This is a genomic window from Pseudomonas sp. 5P_5.1_Bac1, from assembly GCF_025466015.1.
Taxonomy (GTDB): Bacteria; Pseudomonadota; Gammaproteobacteria; order Pseudomonadales; family Pseudomonadaceae; genus Aquipseudomonas.
Map to the genome: position 1 here is coordinate 21,355 of NZ_JANLNX010000116.1, position 20,465 is coordinate 41,819.

At 64.0% G+C, this 20,465-nt stretch carries 21 protein-coding genes and 1 pseudogene; 8 read left to right on the top strand and 14 right to left on the bottom strand.

The features are described from left to right. The first annotated feature begins 54 nt into the window (after positions 1 to 54). Both NTD82_RS27375 and NTD82_RS27380 read left to right on the top strand, forming a co-directional pair. The gene (locus NTD82_RS27375) at positions 55 to 1,545 is read left to right on the top strand and encodes an aldehyde dehydrogenase family protein (protein WP_110970676.1); all 1,491 of its coding nucleotides are present in this window, start codon (positions 55 to 57) and stop codon (positions 1,543 to 1,545) included. A gap of 101 nt (positions 1,546 to 1,646) precedes the next feature. Then, positions 1,647 to 2,933, top strand: coding sequence for an NAD(P)/FAD-dependent oxidoreductase (locus tag NTD82_RS27380; RefSeq protein WP_262130980.1), 1,287 nt, complete (start codon positions 1,647 to 1,649; stop codon positions 2,931 to 2,933). Here the strand turns inward: NTD82_RS27380 and NTD82_RS27385 are convergent. Next, positions 2,930 to 4,360 carry a mechanosensitive ion channel family protein gene (locus tag NTD82_RS27385; protein WP_262130981.1) on the bottom strand — a complete coding sequence of 477 codons (1,431 nt, stop codon included), beginning with the start codon at positions 4,358 to 4,360 and terminating at the stop codon, positions 2,930 to 2,932. The two genes, NTD82_RS27380 and NTD82_RS27385, sit on opposite strands and share 4 nt — an antisense overlap. A gap of 383 nt (positions 4,361 to 4,743) precedes the next feature. Here NTD82_RS27385 and NTD82_RS27390 point away from each other — a divergent pair, with 383 nt between their 5' ends. Continuing rightward, a complete protein-coding gene (locus NTD82_RS27390; protein WP_262130982.1) occupies positions 4,744 to 5,061 on the top strand; it encodes a DUF3077 domain-containing protein in 318 nt (105 codons plus the stop codon). Here the strand turns inward: NTD82_RS27390 and NTD82_RS27395 are convergent. From NTD82_RS27395 to NTD82_RS27425, 7 genes are all read right to left on the bottom strand, one after another. Then, a complete protein-coding gene (locus NTD82_RS27395) occupies positions 5,030 to 5,338 on the bottom strand; it encodes a Txe/YoeB family addiction module toxin (protein ID WP_095159873.1) in 309 nt (102 codons plus the stop codon). The genes NTD82_RS27390 and NTD82_RS27395 overlap by 32 nt on opposite strands. Beyond that, positions 5,319 to 5,588 (bottom strand): type II toxin-antitoxin system Phd/YefM family antitoxin, encoded by a 270-nt coding sequence (locus NTD82_RS27400; protein ID WP_095159874.1) that lies wholly within the window; start codon positions 5,586 to 5,588, stop codon positions 5,319 to 5,321. The genes NTD82_RS27395 and NTD82_RS27400 overlap by 20 nt, the downstream gene beginning before the upstream one ends. Positions 5,589 to 5,696: 108 nt before the next feature. Further along, positions 5,697 to 7,193 (bottom strand): YifB family Mg chelatase-like AAA ATPase, encoded by a 1,497-nt coding sequence (locus tag NTD82_RS27405; protein WP_262130983.1) that lies wholly within the window; start codon positions 7,191 to 7,193, stop codon positions 5,697 to 5,699. Between the two features lie 158 nt (positions 7,194 to 7,351). Then, positions 7,352 to 8,182 (bottom strand): hypothetical protein, encoded by an 831-nt coding sequence (locus NTD82_RS27410; RefSeq protein ID WP_262130984.1) that lies wholly within the window; start codon positions 8,180 to 8,182, stop codon positions 7,352 to 7,354. After that, entirely contained in the window at positions 8,183 to 9,868 is a 1,686-nt protein-coding gene (locus tag NTD82_RS27415) for a PXPV repeat protein (RefSeq protein ID WP_095156485.1), read from the bottom strand. A 15-nt stretch (positions 9,869 to 9,883) separates the two neighbouring features. Further along, entirely contained in the window at positions 9,884 to 11,557 is a 1,674-nt protein-coding gene (locus NTD82_RS27420; protein WP_262130985.1) for an OmpA family protein, read from the bottom strand. 226 nt (positions 11,558 to 11,783) lie between these two features. Next, the gene (locus NTD82_RS27425) at positions 11,784 to 12,047 is read right to left on the bottom strand and encodes an accessory factor UbiK family protein (protein WP_095156484.1); all 264 of its coding nucleotides are present in this window, start codon (positions 12,045 to 12,047) and stop codon (positions 11,784 to 11,786) included. 409 nt (positions 12,048 to 12,456) lie between these two features. On the opposite strand from NTD82_RS27425, the gene glnK reads away from it, so the two are divergent. From glnK to sutA, 3 genes are all read left to right on the top strand, one after another. Next, complete coding sequence (glnK, locus tag NTD82_RS27430; RefSeq protein ID WP_002555808.1) at positions 12,457 to 12,795, top strand: P-II family nitrogen regulator; 339 nt, start codon at positions 12,457 to 12,459, stop codon at positions 12,793 to 12,795. Between the two features lie 40 nt (positions 12,796 to 12,835). Beyond that, positions 12,836 to 14,173: an ammonium transporter gene (locus NTD82_RS27435; protein ID WP_095156483.1), complete on the top strand. Its 1,338-nt coding sequence runs from the start codon at positions 12,836 to 12,838 to the stop codon at positions 14,171 to 14,173. Between the two features lie 477 nt (positions 14,174 to 14,650). Next, a complete protein-coding gene (gene sutA / locus NTD82_RS27440; RefSeq protein WP_095156482.1) occupies positions 14,651 to 14,974 on the top strand; it encodes a transcriptional regulator SutA in 324 nt (107 codons plus the stop codon). A gap of 54 nt (positions 14,975 to 15,028) precedes the next feature. Here the strand turns inward: sutA and NTD82_RS27445 are convergent, their stop codons facing one another. From NTD82_RS27445 to lptM, 6 genes and pseudogenes are all read right to left on the bottom strand, one after another. Further along, positions 15,029 to 15,724: an HAD family hydrolase gene (locus NTD82_RS27445; RefSeq protein WP_262130986.1), complete on the bottom strand. Its 696-nt coding sequence runs from the start codon at positions 15,722 to 15,724 to the stop codon at positions 15,029 to 15,031. Then, complete coding sequence (gene xerC / locus NTD82_RS27450) at positions 15,721 to 16,620, bottom strand: tyrosine recombinase XerC (RefSeq protein WP_095156480.1); 900 nt, start codon at positions 16,618 to 16,620, stop codon at positions 15,721 to 15,723. The genes NTD82_RS27445 and xerC overlap by 4 nt, the downstream gene beginning before the upstream one ends. Next, positions 16,620 to 17,354: a DUF484 family protein gene (locus NTD82_RS27455; RefSeq protein WP_262130988.1), complete on the bottom strand. Its 735-nt coding sequence runs from the start codon at positions 17,352 to 17,354 to the stop codon at positions 16,620 to 16,622. The genes xerC and NTD82_RS27455 overlap by 1 nt, the downstream gene beginning before the upstream one ends. Positions 17,355 to 17,367: 13 nt before the next feature. Further along, a complete protein-coding gene (gene dapF / locus NTD82_RS27460) occupies positions 17,368 to 18,198 on the bottom strand; it encodes a diaminopimelate epimerase (RefSeq protein WP_095156478.1) in 831 nt (276 codons plus the stop codon). A gap of 4 nt (positions 18,199 to 18,202) precedes the next feature. Further along, positions 18,203 to 19,450, bottom strand: coding sequence for a diaminopimelate decarboxylase (gene lysA, locus NTD82_RS27465; RefSeq protein ID WP_262130989.1), 1,248 nt, complete (start codon positions 19,448 to 19,450; stop codon positions 18,203 to 18,205). A 12-nt stretch (positions 19,451 to 19,462) separates the two neighbouring features. Next, positions 19,463 to 19,597: pseudogene (gene lptM, locus NTD82_RS27470) on the bottom strand (LPS translocon maturation chaperone LptM); the annotation flags it as partial. A gap of 184 nt (positions 19,598 to 19,781) precedes the next feature. Here lptM and cyaY point away from each other — a divergent pair. Together cyaY and NTD82_RS27480 are read left to right on the top strand one after the other, a co-directional pair. Continuing rightward, entirely contained in the window at positions 19,782 to 20,114 is a 333-nt protein-coding gene (gene cyaY / locus NTD82_RS27475; protein WP_095156475.1) for an iron donor protein CyaY, read from the top strand. 1 nt (position 20,115) lies between these two features. After that, positions 20,116 to 20,334, top strand: coding sequence for a DUF1289 domain-containing protein (locus NTD82_RS27480; RefSeq protein WP_095156474.1), 219 nt, complete (start codon positions 20,116 to 20,118; stop codon positions 20,332 to 20,334). The last annotated feature ends 131 nt before the right edge of the window (positions 20,335 to 20,465 follow it).

The following is a 20,465-nucleotide window of genomic DNA, read 5'->3' on the forward strand; positions in this document are numbered from 1 at the left end:
TAATACTGATCCCCACAACGATTACAACCTCTCACCGCCTTGCAGGAGAACAACATGGTTGATGGATTGCTTGACCGCCTGGGTGTCCCGGCCAGCGCCTACACCCACGGCAACCATCCGGTTCATACCCCCATCGACGGCAGCGTGATTGCCTCGGTGCACCTGGAGCCGGCCGCCGCGGTCAGCGCAAAGATCGACCAGGCCCAGCAGGCCTTCCTGGCCTGGCGCAATGTGCCGGCGCCGCGCCGCGGTGAGCTGGTCCGCCTGTTTGGTGAAATCCTGCGCGAGTACAAGGCGCAACTGGGCGAACTGGTGTCGGTGGAAGCCGGCAAGATCACCCAGGAAGGCCTGGGCGAAGTGCAGGAAATGATCGACATCTGCGACTTCGCCGTCGGCCTGTCGCGCCAGCTCTACGGCCTGACCATCGCGTCCGAGCGTCCGGGCCACCACATGCGTGAAAGCTGGCATCCGCTGGGCGTGGTGGGCGTGATCAGCGCCTTCAACTTCCCGGTCGCGGTCTGGGCCTGGAACACCACCCTGGCGCTGGTCTGCGGCAACGCCGTGGTCTGGAAGCCTTCCGAGAAAACCCCGCTGACCGCGCTGGCCTGCCAGGCGCTGTTCGAAAAAGCCCTGGCCGCCTTCGGCGATGCGCCGCAAGGCCTGAGCCAGGTGATCATCGGTGACCGCGACGCTGGCCAGGCGCTGGTGGACGACCCGCGCGTGCCGCTGGTCAGCGCCACCGGCAGCACCCGCATGGGCCGCGAAGTCGGGCCGCGAGTGGCGGCGCGTTTCGGTCGCAGCATCCTCGAACTGGGCGGCAACAACGCGATGATCCTCGCCCCCAGCGCCGACCTCGACCTCGCCGTGCGCGCCGTGCTGTTCAGCGCCGTCGGCACCGCTGGCCAGCGCTGCACCACCCTGCGCCGGGTGATCGTGCACCGTTCGGTCAAGGATGAAGTGGTGGCGCGGGTCAAATCCGCCTACGGCAAAGTGCGTATCGGTGATCCGCGCGAAGGCAACCTGATTGGCCCGCTGATCGACAAGGCGTCGTTCCAGTCCATGCAGGACGCCCTGGCCCGCGCCCGTGATGAAGGCGGCCAGGTATTCGGCGGCGAGCGGCAACTGGCCGAGCAGTATCCGAATGCCTATTACGTCGCGCCGGCGATTGTCGAAATGCCGGGGCAGACCGAGGTGGTGCGCCATGAAACCTTCGCGCCGATTCTCTATGTGCTGACCTACGATGACTTCGACGAAGCGCTGCGCCTGAACAACGAAGTGCCACAGGGGCTTTCGTCCTGCATCTTCACCACTGATTTGCGCGAGGCCGAGCGTTTCCAGAGTGCCGCGGGCAGCGACTGCGGGATTGCCAACGTCAACATCGGCACCAGCGGTGCGGAGATTGGCGGGGCGTTTGGTGGTGAGAAGGAAACTGGCGGTGGTCGTGAGTCGGGGTCGGATAGCTGGAAGGCTTACATGCGCCGACAGACCAACACCGTGAACTATTCCCGGGAGCTGCCGTTGGCGCAGGGGATCGTGTTCGACTGACTGACGTCATCGCGAGCAAGCTCGCTCCTACAACAACTGTAGGCGCGAGCTCACTCGCGAGAAGGCCCTAAAAATGACATGACCACCGCCGGAGCCAGGCCATGCCCGAACTGCGTCAACAATGCTTGTGGGAATACGTCACCCCGCCCGCGGCGCCCGCCGTGGCATTGGCGGCCGAGGTCAAGGCCGATGTCTGTGTGATCGGTGGCGGTATCACCGGTCTCTCGGCCGCGCTGCACTTGCTCGAACAGGGCAAGTCGGTGGTGCTGCTGGAAGCCAGCGTCATCGGCCACGGCGGTTCCGGGCGCAACGTCGGGCTGGTCAACGCCGGCACCTGGATTCGCCCCGATGACGTCGAGGCCACCCTCGGCCAGCAACAGGGCAGCCGCCTGAACACGCTGCTGGGCGAAGCCCCGGCGGAAGTGTTCGCCTTGATCGAGCGCCTCGGCATCGATTGCCAGGCGCGTAACGAAGGCACGCTGCACATGGCCCACAACGCCACCGGCGTGGCCGACCTGCAAGCCCGTCACGAACAATGGACCCGCCGCGGCGCCGACGTCGAACTGCTCACCGGCGCCCGCTGCGAGGACTACTGCGGCACCGACAAGATTTCCGCCGCGCTGCTCGACCGCCGCGCCGGCACCATCAACCCCATGGCCTACACCCGTGGCCTGGCCGAAGCGGTCACGCGCCTCGGTGGCAAGATTTATCCACAGTCCCCGGTGCAAGGGCTGGTGCGCAACGGCAGCGGCTGGCAGGTGAAAACCGCCAAAGGCGCCGTCAGCGCCGAGAAAGTGGTGATCTCCACCGGCGCCTACACCGAAGGCGACTGGACCGACCTGCAACGCCACTTTTTCCGCGGCTATTACTACCAGGTCGCCTCGGCGCCGCTGCACGGCGCCGCCGCCGACAACGTGCTCAAACACGGCCAAGGCTCCTGGGATACCCGCACCGTGCTCAGCAGCATCCGCCGCGACGACCAGGGCCGCCTGCTGCTGGGCAGCCTCGGCCGGGTCGACAACAAACCGGCGTGGTTCGTGCGCAGTTGGGCCGACCGCATCCAGAGCCACTACTTCCCGCAACTGGGCAAGGTCGAGTGGGAAATGCACTGGACCGGCTGCATCGACTTTACCCCCGACCACCTGATGCGCCTGTTCGAACCGGCGCCGGGCATCGTCGCCGTGACCGGCTACAACGGTCGCGGCAACACCACCGGCACGGTGATCGGCAAGGCGTTCGCGCAGTTCCTGCTGCAGGATGATCCGGACGCGCTACCGATTGCGTTCTCACCCATGAAACCGGTGGCGGTGCCCGCGCTGCGGACCGGCTTCTACGAAACCGGGTTCTCGCTGTATCACGCGGGGCAGTGCCTTCGCGTTGTGCTTTAGGCCTTTTTGAGCCAGTTGAGGAAACCGCCTTTTTTGATTTCGGCGGGTTTCTGCAAGACCAACGACTGGCTGTTCTGCTCGCGCACGCGCTGCAGCTTGCTCAGTGCAGCCTTCACCTCGTCGCGTTTCTCCAGGCAGTCGCGGACCTCGGCCTTGTCGATGCGATAGAGCAGGCAACTGGTCAGCGTGCGGAATTCGGCATTGGAGGCGTCGCCGTCCAGCAGCCCTTCGACGCCCAGCACTTCGCCGGGGCCCATGCGCCCGGCTTCCAGCAACCGCTCGCCATCGTGGACCGCCGCCGACACCACGCCAGTGCCGATCACCAGCACATGCTCGGAGGCCTGGTCGAGGCCGAGGATCACCTGATCGGCCGGGTACTCGATGGCGATCATGCGCTGGCTCAGGCTGTCCTTTTCCTCGCCGCTCAGGGCGCGGAAGATCCGCACATCCTCCAGCAGGCTGCGCTGGCGGCTCCACGGGCGGGCCTGGCTGTCGCCATTCCAGATGACGCCGGCCGCTTCGAGGTGACGGTGGGCGAGGTCGAACATCTGGTTGCGCACCGGGTTCTTCTGGTCCATTGAACTGACGAAGCCGCTGGCCTCGTACTCCACCGATTCCAGGGTCGAAGCCCTGATCGTCGCCTTCGGCTTGGGCGTGGTCAGCAGCGCGCTGCTGCCTTGCAGGGTCTTTTCCAGCGCATCCAGCACCTTGCGCGGCCGCACGCTTGCCGGCACCACCACCGTGATGGACACGCCGTGGACATCGTTGGGCCGGCTGAAATTGAGCAACTTGGCCTTGGCCGCCACCGAGTTGGGGATCACCGCCATGCTGCCGTTGCCGGTGAGCAGGCGGGTGGCGCGCCAGTCGATATCGATCACCCGGCCTTCGGTGCCGTCGATGCTGATCCAGTCATCGATCTGATAGGGCCGGGTGGTGTTGAGCACGATGCCGGAGAACACATCGCTCAGCGTGCTTTGCAGCGCCAGGCCGATGACGATCGCCATCACCCCGGACGTCGCCAGCAGGCCCTTGACCGGCAACTGCATCACATAGGCCGCGGCGGCGACGATCGCCACCAGAAAAATCAGCGCGCCCACCACATCCTGCAACAGGCGCCCGGTGTGGCCGCTGCGGGCAATCAACAACAGGCCGATCACCACCGTCAGCGTCCGCGCCGCGAACAGCCACCAGACAATTTCCAGCACCGTCGCCAGCAGATTGCGCGCGACATCCTCGGGCCAGGGCGGCGGCTGCAGCGGGCTGATCCCGGCGCTCAGCAGCACCCCGGTAAACAGCAGGAACGCCACCACCCGCGCGGCGATGCGCCAGTTGCGCTTCTCGATGGGGATCGCCCGCCACAGCAGCAGATCGAGCCCGAGCAGGAAAATGCCGAGCAGAAGAGGGTAGTCCTGGAGGAGTGCGGGCATGGGGTTCTCTGGGGTGGTGGGGCGCTGACGGTTTCAACTGTTATTCGAAACAATAGATTTCACAATGCCTTGTAGCCGTTTTCTGTAGGGCTCTTCTGAATCATACTCCGCGGCCTGTTGCTCTGTTGCGCCCGCCCGGGTGGCTGCTTAGGCTCCGAGCGTCGCTGATTTTCAGTGATCGGGTGTCGCAGCCCAGAGCATAGCCAGAACCTCATTTCAGATCGCGGGTCGCCTTTGGTCCGTGTGTCCCTGTTATGGCGGTTGTGCGCGGGGCACCTTCGGGTGCGCCGGTTCCTATGCCCGGTCTGCGAACCCGCGTACAGCTGCCACCCCATCCGTTTCGCAGCGCCATGGCGGCAGCTCCATTGCATAGGAGTTGCAAGATGAAAAAGCCCGTCCCCGATCCCCCGACCCTCGAACTCACCCGCGTGTTGACCTGCCCGGTCCCGTTCGGCCCGACCGATTTCCATGGCAATCCGATGTTCATCGCCCGCGAAGGCATCTGTGCCGAAGACGCGCTGGTCCATGTCAGCCAGATACTCAACAGTGTCCAGGCCTTCGCCCACGACAGCGCCGAATACCTGTGCTTGAACGACCAGGCGATGGCACTGGGGATCGCCCAGCAGGCGGAGATGGCGAAAGCGCTGGTGGATGCGGTGCTGGCGGGCGTCACGCGTAGTGGTAGCGGCAGGCCAGAATAGTCAGCGTTCCCGCTTCATAGAGATAGATCAGGCGATGCTCTATGGTGATTCGGCGGGAGTGATAGCCGCTCAGGTCGCCCTTGAGTGCTTCAGGCTTGCCCGAGCCGGAAAAAGGCGTTCGCAAGCACTCCAGAATCAGTCGATCTATCACTGCGGATATTGCCTCGTCACTGGCCTTCCAATGCTGGTAGTCCTTCCAGCCATTGGGGGTGAAAGAGACTGAAACATTGTGGCGGGCTTCTTGTTTGTTGCGCTGTTTAGTCTTCTGTTGGGACATTCAATGACATCTCCTGCGTGAAGACCTTTCCAGCTTTATGTTGCGCAATGGACTCGCGCAGCCAGGCCGCATTCTTCTCGTTACCAAGCAGGTAGACGGTTTCCGCCATCGAGTTGTAATCCTCAAGGGACATGACCACTACAGGTTCACCGCGTTGGCGGGTAATCACCGCCGGCTCGTGGTCCCGGCAAACGTCATCCATGGTCTGTTTCAAATTGGCACGTGCCTCGCTGAAAGTAAGAATCTGCATGATGTGGTTTCCGTATGAGCGCAGGCGGGGATGAACTGAGAGCGAATCATGGTACAGAGCATTGTACGCATCAAGGTCGATTCGTCTGAAGTTACCCATGCTCAGTTCTTACTGCTGCCCCGCCGGCCGATACTGCAACGCCTCCGCCAGATGCTCCCGGCGAATATCCCTGGCTTCTTCCAGATCCGCCAACGTCCTCGCCACCTTGAGCAAGCGATGCGCGGCGCGCAGTGAAAGGGTCAGCCGCTCGCACGCATTCTCCAGCCAGCGCTCGTCCTCTGTGGATAACCCGCAGTGCCGGCGCAGGCCGGGCAGATCGAGGAAGGCGTTGGCACAGCCCTGTCGTCGCTGCTGGCGTTCGCGGGTGATGGCGACCTGATGGGCGAGGGTGGCGCTGTCGGGGCCGTTGTCGGTGGTGGGTGAAAGGGCGGTGGCTTCGCGGGCGACGGTGAGGTGCAGGTCGATGCGGTCGAGCAGCGGGCCGGAGAGTTTGTTGCGATAGCGCTGGACCATTTCAGTGCTGCAGCGGCAGCGGCCAGTGGGGTCGCCGAGATATCCACAGGGGCAAGGGTTCATCGCCGCGACCAGTTGAAAGCGTGCCGGAAAGCGTACCCGGTCCCGCGCCCGCGCCACCACGATCTCGCCTGATTCCAGAGGCTCGCGAAGCACCTCCAGCACGCGGCGCTCGAACTCGGGGAGTTCATCGAGGAACAGGACGCCGTGATGGGCCAGTGTGATTTCCCCCGGCGTCGGGCGCGAACCACCACCGACCAGTGCCGGCCCGGAAGCCGAGTGGTGCGGGTGGCGAAAGGGTCGTTGCGGCCAGCAGTCCAGCGGCTTGGAGCTTGCCACGGACTGAATCGCCGCGACTTCCAATGCCTCGCGTTCATCCAGTGGCGGCAACAGGCCGGGCAGGCGGCTAGCGAGCAGCGTCTTGCCGGTGCCGGGCGGGCCGGTAAAAAGCAGATTGTGAGCCCCGGCTGCCGCCACCAGCAGCGCACGTTTGGCGGCGAGTTGGCCCTGCACTTCGCTCAGGTCCGGGTAGGGTCGGGACTGCATCAGCAAGCCGTTGGCCTTGTAGGGTTCCATCGGTTGCTGCCCGCTGAAATTTCCGACCAGCTCCAGCAGGTGCTCCGCCGCATACACCACCAGGCCCGAGGCCATGCACGCTTCTTCGGCATTTTCCTTCGGCACCACCAGCGCGCGGCCGGCTTCGCGTGCGGCAAGAGCGGCTGGCAGCACGCCCTGCACCGGGCGCACCGCGCCGGACAACGCCAACTCACCCAGGCATTCCACCTTGTCCAGCGCCGCCAGTGGAAATTGCCCATTGGCGGCGAGCAGCCCCAGGGCAATCGCCAGATCGAAGCGGCCGCCATCCTTGGGCAAATCTGCCGGCGCCAGGTTGAGGGTGATCCGCCGCGCCGGAAATTCCAGCTTCGAATTGAGGATCGCGCTGCGCACCCGGTCCTTGCTTTCCTTGACCGTGGCTTCAGGCAGGCCGACCAGCGTCAGGGTCGGCAAACCGTTGGCGAGGTGGGCTTCGATGATGACAGGCGGGGCCAGTACGCCCACCTGGGCGCGGCTGTGGACAAGGGCGAGGGACATGAACGCTCCATGATCATTGCGGGGCCGCGTCGTGCGGCTTTGCAAGGATAGTGGCGGGTTCACGGGGTGCAGGCGGGAGAGTGAATCCGGGTGTTGCCGAGGGCGATCAGGTCGTTCCCGAAAAAACACCCGCCGCCTGTAGGCGGCGGGTGAGGGGGTTACTTCAGGTCGACGTTCAGGCTGGGGGCGCCGAACGCTACGAGGCTGGCGTTGGAGCCGCTGAAGTAGCCTTTCCAGAAGCCTTCCAGCAGTTCCATGGTTTTGCCGGAACGGTAGGCCTGCTTCACGTCTTTGGTCACCAGCCCGGCACCGGCCACATAGACGCGGGCGCCTTGCAGGTCGGCGTAGAGCTGTTTCTCTTCGACGCGCTTGAGCTCGGCCTGGGCTTGCAGGTCGCGGATCCGGTTGTTCACGTAGAAGCTGCCGAAGTCGCTGTTTTCCAGCATGTCGGAAATCAGCAGGATGACCCGCTCTTGCGCTGGCTGGGTGGCCAGGTCGTTGCCGATGTCACGCAGCGAATGGAAGATCTCGCTGCGCGGAATGTCTTCGGACGCTTCGCGCAGGGCGCTGACAAAGGCGCCGCCGAACTTCTTGCGGAAGAAGTCCTGCTGCTGCGCGACGCATTTGTCGAACGTGCGCAGCGACGACATGCCAACGCTGTCGCGGACCTTGCCTTCCAGCGGGGTATTCAGCTCGCCGGCGAAACGCAGTTGCATGAACTGGTTCGGCAGGAATGCCGAGAAGCTGTACAGGCGCACGCGGTCGCCGGGGGCCACGAAGCGATTGATCTGACCCCAGGTCGCTTTCTGGATGCTTTCGGGCATCGGAATGGTCTGGTCGACGATCACCGTCAGCTCACGACCCGACGCCGGCTGGCGGAAGTCGCTGACCTTGGCGTAGCTGTAGCAGTCGGGAATTTCATTGCGCTCGGCCGCCTGCGCGAACGCAGGCAGGCACAGCAGCAGGGCGAAAAAGGGCTTGAGCTTCATTCAGATCCCTTCGAATTCTTTGAGCAGGATTTGATCGGCGCGGATCTTCAGTACCGCTTCCGCGTCCAGGCCCTTCTTCTCGCTGACTTTGCGCAGGTCGTCTTCGCTGAAGCGGGTCAGGTCCATGGCGCGCATCGCGTCCAGGCCACCGGCTTGCGCGGCGGGTGCTGCCTGCTCGACCGCTGCTGGCTGCACGGCGGCGACCGGCGCTGGCGCTGCAACAGGCTGTGGAGCAACGACCGGAGCGGGTGCTGCGACCGGCTGCGGTGCAACCACAGGCTCGGCAACCACCGCTGGCTGCGGCGCCACGGCAACCGGTGCCGGCTGAGCTACAGGTTGCGCAACAGGCACGGCCACGGCGGGTTGGCCGGCGGCGGCTGCGGCGAGCGTGGCGTCACGGATAAGCGCTTCTTCATGCATGCGCGAGGCGTAGACGTTGAAGTCGCGACCGTGGGCGCCGCTGATGGCTTCCTGCACTTTGCGGTCGGTGGTCGGGCGCTGCGACAACTTCAACTGCAGCATGCGCAGCTTGTGGTCGGCGTGGGCGGCGATGCGGGTGCGCTGGTTGTCCATCCAACGCTCCAGCTCGGCGGCGTTGTTGAACTTGTGGGTGTACTCCCAGGCCTTTTTCGACTCGGCCCCGGCGAAGCCGAAGATCGACGCCAGCCAGACGCTGACCGCCTGGATCGAGATGTAGATCACCGAGAGCACCACGAAGGTGATCAACGAGGCGCTACGGATGGCGTCCATCCGGTCGTCCAGGGTCTTGTCGCTGGCTTCCTGGTTGACCGAAGCCGATTCGGACGGCAGCTCGAACGGGCTGGCGCTGCCCTCGTAGCTTTGCTCGGCGAACACGTTCGGGTTGCCGACCATTTCGGTCTCGATGCTCTTGAGCTGGTAGGCGCGGATGCCGAACGCGGCGCAGGCCATGATCAGCACGACCACGGCGCAGCCGATGATCATGCCGTTGCGCGGGGTGACGGTCTGGTTGGTGGTCAGACGGGCCAGGATACGGTTGTAGTCCTTGGCGCCCTTGTCGTCGTGGGTGTCCTTGATGCGGTGGCCCGGCTGGATCTGCTTGAGCGGGGTGTTGCCTTTGTCCGGGTCGATTTCCCACCAGTGGCGGGCTTTCTTCACCAGCGAGTTGTGGTGGATGGCGCGACCGGCGGCTTCAGCCAGGCCCGCCGAGAGCACCGAGAGCAGGAAGGCGGCGATCCAGGCCAGGTAGGTCTGGTCATTCGAGGAGGCGTTCTGGTTGATGAACGGCACCAGCACGTAGGCGAAACCCACGGCCTCGAACATGATCAGCAGGAAGATCAGCACCAGCACCCAGGTCGGACGCTCGCGACGACCACCTTCGCCGATGGCGTCGAGATAGGCTTCGGACTTGTTGTAGTAGTCGGCGTTCTTCTCGCCGATTTCCTTGTAGTAGTCGTAGTAGTTGTTACACAGCGCTGTCTCGTTCTGGAGCCAGTTCTTGTTGTCGATGATCATGCCGTCACGGGACAGCCGTGCGACGGTGCCGATCAGCGGGAAGCCGTGCCACACGCGCATGGCGAAGTAGCTGACCTGTTCCCAGTAGACCTTGATCAGGATGACCGAGAGCAAGGTTGTAACCACCGCCCCGGTGATCAGCTTGTTAGCCCCCGCGAGGGCCATGAGCGCTTTGAAGCTCAAGTCTTCCATTGTTCGTTCCTTGTATCAGGTGCGGGTGGGCACGTAGCGGGCGGAGTAGGTTTCACCGGAGCTTTTCGGGTAGAACAGCACCCCGTCAGTGGCCTGTGAGTTGCCTTTGCTGAACACCACGTCCATGCAGGACAGCGGTGCCTTGGGGTTCTGGATGAAGACGCGGTAGAGCACGCGGTCCTGGCCTTCGTACGTGTTGGCCACGGCGTTGACCTTGCTCAGCGCCTTGCGGTTGCCCTTGTCGTAGTTCTCCACGACCTGGATGAACGGCTGGCGGTCCACCGCAGCGGATTCGCGCAGGATGGACACCGGCGAAATGGTCACCAGGTGGCCGTTGACCGTTTCAGCCCAGACCCGGTTGTTGTAGCCGGGCAGGTAATCGGTGGTGGCACGGTTTTCCACGGCTTTGCCGCTGGCCAGGTTGAACACCTTGCCGCTTTCGCGCGGCTGGTCGGCTTCGCAACTGCTCATGGGGATCTGCGACGCCTGGGCGCTGGAGATCAGGGCGAAACCACCGCTCTTGGGCGTGATGGCCTGGCCCAGGGTCCATTGGTTGGTGCTGGCCGGCTTGCCACCGAAGTCCACCGCTGTGCCTTTGAACGGGCTGGCGGAGTTGGTCGGCGCTTTGGCCGAGGCGACTTCGCTGGACTTGCCTTGCGTGCTGGTCACGACCGGCGACTGCGCCGTGGACTCGCTGCTGGTGTCTTTGCTGGTGTCGGTTTTCGCGACGGTGGTGCTGGTCTTGTCCGTCCCGGTCTTGGCGACCGTGGTGGCGGACTTGTCGCTGCCGGACTTGGCCACGCTGGTGTTCTTGCCCGACGCGGTTTTGCCGCTGCTGGCGGTCGCCTTGCCTTGAGCCGGGGCGGCCGGCGCGGTAGTGGACGTACCGTGGGCCAAGTATTTCGGGTTGTTCTGCTCGGCGTTGATGCGCTTGACCAGGGTCTGCACGTCATTCACTTCGACGATTTCCACGCGGCGGTTTTTCGCCCGCTCGGTGACGTCGGTGTTGTCGGCCACCGGACGCGAAGCGCCCGCGCCCTGGAAGTACATGCGGTCGGCGCTGATGCCCTGCTCGGCCAGAATGCTGGCGACGGCGCGGGCGCGTTGTTCCGAAAGCTTCTGGTTGGTGGCGGCGCTGCCGGTGGCGTCGGTGTGGCCGACCACCAGGATGGCCGTGGTGTCTTTCTCACCCGGCTTGCTGGCGAAGGCGCTGGCGAGCTTGCGCACCTGGCGCTGGCCGTCGGCGGTCAGGGCCGCGCTGCCCAGCGGGAACATGCCCTGGTCTTCGACCTGGGCGACGAAACCGGCGTCTTCCGGTGCGGCACCGGGTTCTGCGGTCTTCAGGGTTTCGGTCTGCAGGCGCAGGTTCTCTTCCTTGGCGACCTTCTCGAGCTTGTCGATGCGGTTCTTGTACACCAGTGCGATGCCGCAACCGGCGGTGGCGCCGATGAGTGCGCCGCCGATGATCGAGCCGTTGCCCTTTTCCTTCTTGTTCTTCTTGACCATGGCGCCGGCCGCAGCACCCGCGACGGCACCGATGGCGCCGCCGGTAATGCAGTTGACGCTTTCACTGTGGCTGGCGGCGAAGTCGTGCACGGTGGCGCAGCCACTGGTGACGAGGGTGATGGAAAGGGCCAGGGCCGTTGCACGGAAAGTCCGTGAGCCGATCGGATTTTGAGAGGGGATCAATGGTGCGCTCCTGGTGCTCACGACAGAACCTCAGGGCGCTCGCGAAGGGGCGTAGTGAAGATGGTCATCCCTGAAGCAGGCAAGGCGAAGCCTTGTTGGCTTCGCGCGAACGCGCATTTCATCACAGCGGGTGATGGCGCTTCAATGGCGTCAAGAAAAAATCATTACTTGATGTGGCCAGCGTTCGGCACTGGCCAACATTCGCGGGGGTGCGAGAGCGTGTCGCTCACTCGCTGGTGATGGGGTTGAGGCGGGCTTCGAGTTCTTCGACCTTGGATTCCAGCGCTTCAAGGCGAGCGCGGGTGCGGGCGAGCACGACCATCTGGCTGTCGAATTCTTCCCGGCTGACCAGGTCGAGTTTGCTGAAGCCGCTTTGCAGCAGGGCCTTGAACTGGCTTTCGAGTTCGTTGCGTGGCTGCGAGGCGTCGCCACTGAACAGGCGCGAGGCCTGGTCGCTCAGGGCATCGAGAAAGGCTTTGGGCGCGAGCATGATCGGCTGTCCTGTCAGGCAAAGAGGGGCGGCAGTGTAGCACGGGGCAATAGCGGCCTTTTGCTGCACGCTTTTTGAGCATGCCCGGGAATGGTCACGCACCTTTATTGTGCGTCCCTCGCCTGCTAGCGACTGGCCAATATCGTGAATCGCTCCCAAGTCGTTGTAATCCGGGCTTTTGTCAGACATGGCAAGGTTTCTGCTAAGACCATCGTGACCCATGCACTGATGCAGTCCCCGTGACGAGGCAGTGCTCAGGCAGCGCGAATACATGTGTTTTGTCAGGAGCGGTACTGGTGTCGGACCGGGCATATAAAGCCGACGAAGCGTTACAAAGCCAGGCACTGCGCTTAGACTTGAGTCGGGTTTGTTTTCCTGGGGCAAGTCCACCAATTCGGGAGAAAGTTTCATGAAGCTAGTCACTGCCATCATCAAGCCGTTCAAATTGGACGATGTGCGCGAGTCGCTGTCCGAGATCGGCGTGCAGGGCATCACCGTCACTGAAGTCAAAGGTTTCGGTCGTCAAAAGGGTCACACCGAGCTGTATCGCGGCGCGGAATACGTGGTCGACTTCCTGCCCAAGGTCAAGATCGATGTCGCCATCGACGACAAGGATCTGGACCGGGTCATTGAAGCCATCACCAAGGCCGCCAACACCGGCAAGATCGGTGACGGCAAGATTTTCGTGGTGAATCTGGAACAGGCTATCCGCATCCGTACCGGCGAAACCGATACCGACGCGATCTAAAACAAGCCGCCCCAAACCCAACGCCCCAGGAGATAACAACATGACTCTGCGTAAGTTCGCAGGGCTAGGAGCCCTTTTGTCCCTCACAATGCCTGGCCTGGCATTTGCCGAGGAAACCGCGGCGGCGGCAGCAGCCCCGGCGCTCAATTCCGGCGACACCGCCTGGATGCTTACCGCAACTGCCCTCGTCCTGTTCATGACCATTCCTGGCCTGGCGCTGTTCTACGGCGGCATGGTGCGTTCGAAGAACGTCCTCTCGGTGATGATGCAGTGTTTCGCCATTACCGGCCTGATCAGCGTGCTCTGGGTCGTCTACGGCTACAGCATGGCGTTCGATACCACCGGTATGGAGCAGGGCGTCACCAACTTCAATTCCTTCGTCGGCGGCCTGTCCAAGGCATTCCTCGCCGGCGTGACGCCGGCAAGCCTGACAGCGGCCTTCCCGGAAGCGGTGTTCGTCGTCTTCCAGATGACCTTCGCCATCATTACCCCGGCCCTGATCGTCGGTGCCTTCGCCGAGCGCATGAAGTTCTCCGCGATGCTGCTGTTCATGGGTATCTGGTTCACCCTGGTCTATGCACCGATCGCGCACATGGTCTGGTCCGGCAACGGCGGCCTGATGTGGGACTGGGGCGTACTGGACTTTGCGGGCGGCACCGTGGTGCACATCAACGCCGGTGTTGCCGGCCTGGTGGCCTGCCTGGTGCTGGGCAAGCGTAAAGGCTTCCCGACCACCCCGATGGCCCCGCACAACCTCGGTTACACCCTGATCGGCGCCGCCATGCTGTGGGTTGGCTGGTTCGGCTTCAACGCCGGCTCCGCCGCCGCCGCCAACGGCACCGCCGGCATGGCGATGCTGGTGACCCAGGTCGCCACCGCTGCCGCCGCGCTGGGCTGGATGTTCGCCGAGTGGATCACCCACGGCAAACCAAGCGCACTGGGCATCGCCTCGGGTGTGGTTGCTGGCCTCGTCGCCATCACCCCGGCTGCCGGCACCGTCGGCCCGATGGGCGCCCTGGTGATCGGCCTGGTCGCTGGCGTGATCTGCTTCTTCTGCGCCACCAGCCTGAAACGCAAACTGGGCTATGACGACTCGCTCGATGCCTTCGGCGTCCACGGTATCGGCGGTATCGTCGGTGCGATCCTCACCGGTGTGTTCGCAGCACCGGCCCTGGGCGGCTTCGGCACCGTTACCGATATCGGCGCTCAAGTCTGGATTCAGGCCAAGGGTGTCGGCTTTACCGTGATCTACACCGCGATCGTCACCTACGTGATCCTCAAGGTGCTGGACCTGGTCATGGGCTTGCGTGTGAACGAAGAAGAAGAGTCGGTCGGTCTCGACCTGGCACAACACAACGAGCGCGGCTACAACCTGTAACTGCCCTCGAAAAAACTTGCCCGGTTCGCCGGGCATTTTTTCGTCTGGATTTTGGCCTTGTTGGCGACGCAAACGGTTTTTCGCCTCAGGTTCATCGCTGCGGGAATGCATTGCGCGACGGCGCCTGGTTTGTCAGCGGAAAACTTACAGGCGTCCGGGAGATTTAGGCACTTTGCTTTTTCAACGGGCACGCTAGAATGCGCGCCGTGGAGTGATGATGGCCTGTTCACACACTTCATGGCCCTTTGCTAGGCTTGTCGATGAGCAGGCCCTGTCGGCGGGGTAAAGTCCGGTGTGGTTGAACCGGCAGCTCTTTATTTGGTCAGGCTCAAAGTAGCCTGCACGGCGCTCGTCAGGCGACACGGCGGGTGCTGTCGATCACGGGTTACCCGAGGTCTGTTTTTTCTCCAGCGGTCGTAAACCTCCACGGCTGCTGGTCTATAACTAATCTGCTTTTCGCAAGTCATGAGGTAGAACATGAGCGACGACGATCTGGAAAACGATGACCTCGAAGTAGGCGACGAAGACGAAGGTGATGAAGGCCTCGAAGCGGCAGCCGACGATGTGGCGGACGACGCGGGCGATGACAGCCCGGCGCCGGCTGCCAAGGGCAAGTCCAAGGCTGCGGCAGCGGTCGACGAAATGCCGAGCATGGAAGCCAAGCAGAAGGAACGCGACGCTATCGCCCGTGCGATGGAAGAGTTCCTGTCTCGCGGTGGCAAAGTGCAGGAAGTCGAAGCCAACGTGGTTGCCGACCCGCCCAAGAAGCCTGACAACAAATACGGTAGCCGTCCCATCTGAGGCCGCTGTAACAAAAAAGCCCGCCATTGCAGCGGGCTTTTTTGCGTTTGGGGTTCAGCGCCAGCGGGCGAGCACTTCCGGCAATTGCGACAGGCGCTGGATTTCCGCGTCCGGGCGGCCGTCGGCTTGCCAGGCTTTGTCCTGGGGGTTGAACCACACCGCGCGCAGGCCGGCCTGTTGCGCCCCGGCGATGTCATCGCCGGGGTGATCACCGATATGCACCGCAGCACCGGCCTCGACGCCGCCTTGGCGCAAGGCTTCGAGGAAGGGCGCCGGGTCCGGCTTGCCGATCCCCAGGTCTTCGGCGCAGAGCGCGAATTTGAAATAGTCGGCCAGGCCCAGGCGGCGCACATCGGCGTTGCCGTTGGTGACCACCCCGAGGGTGTAATGGTGGCGCAGGATTTCCAGCACCGGCTGCACCTCGGGGAAGATATCGATCTGGTGACGGGCGTGGAGGAACACCTCGAACCCTTCGTTGGCCAGCTCGCGGGCGTGCGCTTCGCTGTAGCCGACATCCTCCAACGCATGAAACAGCACACGCCGGCGCAGGGCGCTGATGCGGTGCTTGAGGCCGGGCTCGGCCTGCACCAGGCGTTCGCGAATGGCGTACAGGTGCTCGACCGGCACGCCGCCCAGGCTCGGCGCATTGGCCGCCAGCCAGTCGCGCAGGACGGCCTCGGCGCTGACGATCACGGGCGCGGTGTCCCACAGGGTGTCGTCAAGGTCGAAGGTGATCAGCTCGATACTCATGAGTCGCTGCCTTTGCTGCGTTTGGCACGAGGGTGGGCGCTGTCGTAGACCGCCGCCAGGTGCTGGAAATCAAGGTGAGTGTAGATCTGCGTGGTGGCGATATCGGCGTGGCCGAGCATCTCCTGGACCGCGCGCAGGTCCTGCGACGACTCCAGCAAATGGCTGGCGAAGGAGTGGCGAAGCATGTGCGGGTGCAGGTTCTGTCCCAACTCGCGCTCGCCAGCGGCACGCACCCGCAACTGAATGGCGCGCGGGCCGAGGCGGCGGCCTTGCTGGCTGACGAAGACGGCACCGTCCGCCGGGTTACTCATCGTGCGCAGCGCCAGCCAGTGTTCGAGCGCCTCGCGCGCCTTGCGCCCGACCGGCAGGACGCGGGTCTTGCTGCCTTTGCCGTGCACTTGCACCAGCCCTGCGGGCAGGTCCAGTTGCTCCAGGTTCAGGCTGGTCAGCTCGGAAAGGCGCAGGCCGGAAGAATAGAACAGTTCGAGAATCGCCTGATCGCGGCGGGCGAGAAAATCGTCCTCGACGCCGCCTTCGAGCAGTTGCAGCGCGCGGTCGGTGTCCAGGGTGCGCGGCAGACGCCGCTCGCCCTTGGGCGCCGCCAGGCCGTTGGCCGGGTCGTGGTCGCACAGGCCTTCGCGGTTCAAATAACGGTAGAAGCCGCGTACTGCCGAGAGCAGGCGGGCGAGGCTGCGGGACGACTGGCCTTGGTGATGGCGGCGGGCGATGAACTGGCGCAGTTGCTGGATCTGCAGGGCTTTCCAGTCGCTGATGCCGGCGGTGGCGCACCACGCCAGGACGCTGTCCAGGTCGCGGCGGTAGGCCAGTTGGGTGTGCTCGGACATCTGGCGTTCATTGCGCAAGTGCGCATGGAACGCCTCCAACTGGCGTTCCATTAGCGCACCGGGCGCAGGGTCTGGGTAACTTGGGGGATGACCCGACCGAGCACTTCGGCGATATAGCCGAGGAACAGCGTGCCGACGGTGCTCTTGTAGTGGTGCGGGTCGCGGCTGCCGATCGCCAGCACGCCGTGCAGGCCCTGGTTTTCCACCGCGGCCACGGCGCTGGAGCCGACGTCCTTGCGCGATTCGCCGAACAGGAAGTCCAGCTCGTGGTCACGCAGGTTGCCGCTGACCGTCTTGCCGCCGCAGAGCAGCCCGCCAATGGCTTGCTGCGCTTCGCTGGTGCTGACCCAGCGGCCCACGGGCGTGGCGTTTTCACCGAACAGAATGAGGCTGACGAAGGGCACCTGGAAGTCCTGGCGCAGACGGTCTTCGACCGCCATGACCACGGCTTCCAGGCTATCGGCATCGAGCAGGTCGAGGATCAGCCGGCGGGTCTTTTCGAACAGCCGGTCGTTGTCGCGGGCGACATCCATCAGGTGGGAAAGGCGGTGGCGCATTTCGATGTTGCGATCGCGCAGCAGCTTGAGCTGGCGCTCCACCAGCGACACGCTGTCGCCGCGCTGGTGGGGGATCTGCATGTCGAGCAGCAAGTCATCGTGCTCGACAAAGAAGGTCGGATTGGCGCGCAAGAAGGCTGCCACGTCCTCGGCCCCGACGGTGGGCGTTGAGCCCTCCGCGAGGTTGTCGCTGGGCTCTTCGGCTGGCGCCTGGGGCTGATCGGTCATGGCTGGCACTCACTCATAGACGAACCTGTCCTTCATACACCCGAACTGCCGGGCCGGTCATCATGACCGACTGGCCGGGACCGTTCCACTCGATGGACAAGCGTCCGCCGGGCAGGTCGATCAGCAGCGGCGAATCCATCCAGCCCTGGCTGATGGCCGCCACTGCCGCGGCGCAGGCGCCGGTGCCGCAGGCCTGGGTTTCCCCGGCGCCACGTTCCCAGACGCGCAGTTGCGCGCGATGGCGGTCGATGACCTGGAGGAAGCCGACGTTCACCCGTTGCGGGAAGCGTGGGTGGTTCTCGATCTGCGGGCCCAGGTCGTGGACCGGCGCCGCGTTGATGTCATCGACCCGCAGTACGGCGTGGGGGTTGCCCATCGATACGGCGGCCAGTTCGACCGTCTGCCCGCCAACTTCCAGCGGGTAGCTCAGCGCCTGGCTTGGTGCCTGGAACGGGATGTCCGCCGGGACCAGCCGAGGCGGGCCCATGTCGACGCAGATCTGGCCGTCGTTACGCACGTCCAGCTCGATGATGCCGCTCTTGGTTTCGACGCGGATGGTCTTCTTCGCGGTCAGGCGCTTGTCCAGCACGAAGCGCGCGAAGCAGCGCGCACCGTTGCCGCACTGCTCGACCTCGGAACCGTCGGCGTTGAAGATCCGGTAACGGAAGTCCACCTCCGGGTTGCTCGGCGCCTCGACGATCAGCAACTGGTCGAAGCCGATCCCGGTATGGCGGTCGCCCCACTGTTTGGCGTGCTTGGGCAGGATGTGCGCGTGCTGGCTGACCAGGTCGAGGACCATGAAATCATTGCCCAGGCCGTGCATCTTGGTAAAACGCAAAAGCATCGGGTCACTCCGGCAGCAGGCTTTCGCCGGCGAACAGCTCGGCTACGGTCTCGCGGCGGCGCACTTCGAATGCCTGGTCGCCATCGACCAGCACTTCGGCGCTGCGGCCACGGGTGTTGTAGTTGGAGCTCATGACGAAACCATAGGCGCCCGCCGAACGAACGGCCAGCAGATCGCCTTCGGCCAGGTTCAGGGAGCGGTCCTTGGCGAGGAAGTCGCCGGTCTCGCAGATCGGCCCGACCACATCGTAGATACGCGGTTCGCCCTGGCGCGGCTGTACGGCGCTGACGTCCATCCAGGCCTGGTACAGCGCCGGGCGGATCAGGTCGTTCATCGCCGCATCGACGATGGCGAAGTCTTTGTGTTCGGTGTGCTTGAGGTACTCAACCTTGGTCAGCAGCACGCCGGCGTTGGCGACGATATGCCGGCCCGGCTCGAAGACCAGTGCCAGGTCGCGGTCGCCGAGGCGTTCGCGCACGGCCTTGATGTAGTCGCCGGCCAGTGGCGGCGCCTCATCGCGGTAACGCACGCCAAGACCGCCGCCCAGATCCAGGTGGCGCAGCAGAATGCCGCACTCGCCGAGGCGGTCGACCAGCGCCAGCAGGCGGTCGAGGGCATCGAGGAAAGGATCGAGGGAGGTGAGTTGCGAACCGATATGGCAATCGACACCGACCACTTCCAGGTTGGGCAACTGCGCGGCGCGAATGTAGACATCTTCGGCATCGGCGATGGCGATGCCGAACTTGTTTTCTTTCAGGCCGGTGGAGATGTACGGGTGGGTGCCGGCATCGACGTCCGGGTTGACGCGCAGCGAGACCGGGGCGCGCAGGCCCATCTCGGCGGCCACCACCTGCAGGCGCTCCAGCTCCTCGGTCGACTCGACGTTGAAGCAGTGCACGCCGACTTCGAGGGCGCGGCGCATGTCTTCACGGGTCTTGCCGACGCCGGAGAAGACCACGCGATCGGCCCGTCCGCCCGCAGCCAGAACCCGCTCCAGCTCACCGCCGGAAACGATGTCGAAGCCTGCGCCGAGGCGCGCCAGGACGTTCAGCACGCCGAGGTTGGAGTTGGCTTTTACAGCGAAGCAGACCAGGTGCGACATGCCCTGCAGGGCATCGGCGTAGCTCAGGTACTGGGCTTCGATATGGGCCCGGGAGTAGACGTAGGTCGGGGTGCCGAAGCGCTCGGCAATCGCCGACAGCGCTACGCCTTCCGCGAACAGCGCGCCGTCGCGGTAGTTGAAAGCGTCCATCGGGGCCCCTTACTGGTGCTGGTGCGATTGCGACTTCTTGCCGTCCTTGCCGTCTTCCGGCAGGTACAGGGGGCCTTTTTGACCACAGGCGGAGACGAGACAGGCAACCGCGACGAGCGCCGCGAGGGAGGAAATCAGGCGCTTCATGGCGAAATCCTTTAATTTAAGCAGTATTGCGCCGGAGTATACCGAGCGCCCGACGCCTTGCCTATGTGGCCGGTCCGCCGTCGGGCGGCGCGGCGGGCGCGGCGCGTTTGTCTTTGCATTCGAAGCGCTGCGCTCGTATCTTGCCCGGCTTGCGTGTTGAGCAGACATTTTCGAGGTTCTTGCAATGAGTTTGAGCGAAGCGCGTTTTCACGATCTGGTAGACGCCACCCAACAGGCACTGGAAGACCTGTTCGATGAAAGCGGCATGGACCTGGACATGGAAAATTCGGCCGGCGTGCTGACCGTCAAGTTCGACAACGGCAGCCAGTTGATCTTCAGCCGCCAGGAGCCCCTGCGCCAACTGTGGCTGGCGGACCGTTCCGGCGGTTTCCACTTCGACTTCGACGAAGAAAGCGGCAAGTGGACGTGTGAGAAAACCGAGGAACTGCTGGGCGAGATGCTGGAGCGCATCGTCTGGGAGCGCGCCGGCGAAAAACTCGATTTCGAAGAGATCTGAGATGACCACCGCCGTCAGACCGGCCAAGCCGTTGTACAGCAATGTCAGCCCGGCCGTCCCGTCACCCTGCATCAGCACCTGCCGTCTCGACGAGGCGCGGGTGTGCATTGGCTGTTTCCGGCATGTCGAGGACATTCGCGAGTGGCGCTCGGCAGATGACCAGCGGCGGCGCGAGATTTGTGCGCAGGCGGGTGAGCGGCGGTTGATGGCGAGCGCCTGAACCGGGGTGTTTTGGGTGGCCTCATCGCTGGCGAGCCAGCTCCCAGAGGTGTGCCCGTCCCCCGGTAGGAGCGAGCTTGCTCGCGAAGGGCCGCCTCTTGTGAATTTGTCCCGCTGTGGTAGTGTCAGTCC

Coding starts and splice junctions, on each gene's coding strand:
- NTD82_RS27375 (WP_110970676.1), top strand. CDS start 55: ATGGTTGATGGATTGCTTGACCGCCTGGGTGTCCCGGCCAGCGCCTAC.
- NTD82_RS27380 (WP_262130980.1), top strand. CDS start 1,647: ATGCCCGAACTGCGTCAACAATGCTTGTGGGAATACGTCACCCCGCCC.
- NTD82_RS27385 (WP_262130981.1), bottom strand. CDS start 4,360: ATGCCCGCACTCCTCCAGGACTACCCTCTTCTGCTCGGCATTTTCCTG.
- NTD82_RS27390 (WP_262130982.1), top strand. CDS start 4,744: ATGAAAAAGCCCGTCCCCGATCCCCCGACCCTCGAACTCACCCGCGTG.
- NTD82_RS27395 (WP_095159873.1), bottom strand. CDS start 5,338: ATGTCCCAACAGAAGACTAAACAGCGCAACAAACAAGAAGCCCGCCAC.
- NTD82_RS27400 (WP_095159874.1), bottom strand. CDS start 5,588: ATGCAGATTCTTACTTTCAGCGAGGCACGTGCCAATTTGAAACAGACC.
- NTD82_RS27405 (WP_262130983.1), bottom strand. CDS start 7,193: ATGTCCCTCGCCCTTGTCCACAGCCGCGCCCAGGTGGGCGTACTGGCC.
- NTD82_RS27410 (WP_262130984.1), bottom strand. CDS start 8,182: ATGAAGCTCAAGCCCTTTTTCGCCCTGCTGCTGTGCCTGCCTGCGTTC.
- NTD82_RS27415 (WP_095156485.1), bottom strand. CDS start 9,868: ATGGAAGACTTGAGCTTCAAAGCGCTCATGGCCCTCGCGGGGGCTAAC.
- NTD82_RS27425 (WP_095156484.1), bottom strand. CDS start 12,047: ATGCTCGCGCCCAAAGCCTTTCTCGATGCCCTGAGCGACCAGGCCTCG.
- glnK (WP_002555808.1), top strand. CDS start 12,457: ATGAAGCTAGTCACTGCCATCATCAAGCCGTTCAAATTGGACGATGTG.
- NTD82_RS27435 (WP_095156483.1), top strand. CDS start 12,836: ATGACTCTGCGTAAGTTCGCAGGGCTAGGAGCCCTTTTGTCCCTCACA.
- sutA (WP_095156482.1), top strand. CDS start 14,651: ATGAGCGACGACGATCTGGAAAACGATGACCTCGAAGTAGGCGACGAA.
- NTD82_RS27445 (WP_262130986.1), bottom strand. CDS start 15,724: ATGAGTATCGAGCTGATCACCTTCGACCTTGACGACACCCTGTGGGAC.
- xerC (WP_095156480.1), bottom strand. CDS start 16,620: ATGGAACGCCAGTTGGAGGCGTTCCATGCGCACTTGCGCAATGAACGC.
- NTD82_RS27455 (WP_262130988.1), bottom strand. CDS start 17,354: ATGACCGATCAGCCCCAGGCGCCAGCCGAAGAGCCCAGCGACAACCTC.
- dapF (WP_095156478.1), bottom strand. CDS start 18,198: ATGCTTTTGCGTTTTACCAAGATGCACGGCCTGGGCAATGATTTCATG.
- lysA (WP_262130989.1), bottom strand. CDS start 19,450: ATGGACGCTTTCAACTACCGCGACGGCGCGCTGTTCGCGGAAGGCGTA.
- cyaY (WP_095156475.1), top strand. CDS start 19,782: ATGAGTTTGAGCGAAGCGCGTTTTCACGATCTGGTAGACGCCACCCAA.
- NTD82_RS27480 (WP_095156474.1), top strand. CDS start 20,116: ATGACCACCGCCGTCAGACCGGCCAAGCCGTTGTACAGCAATGTCAGC.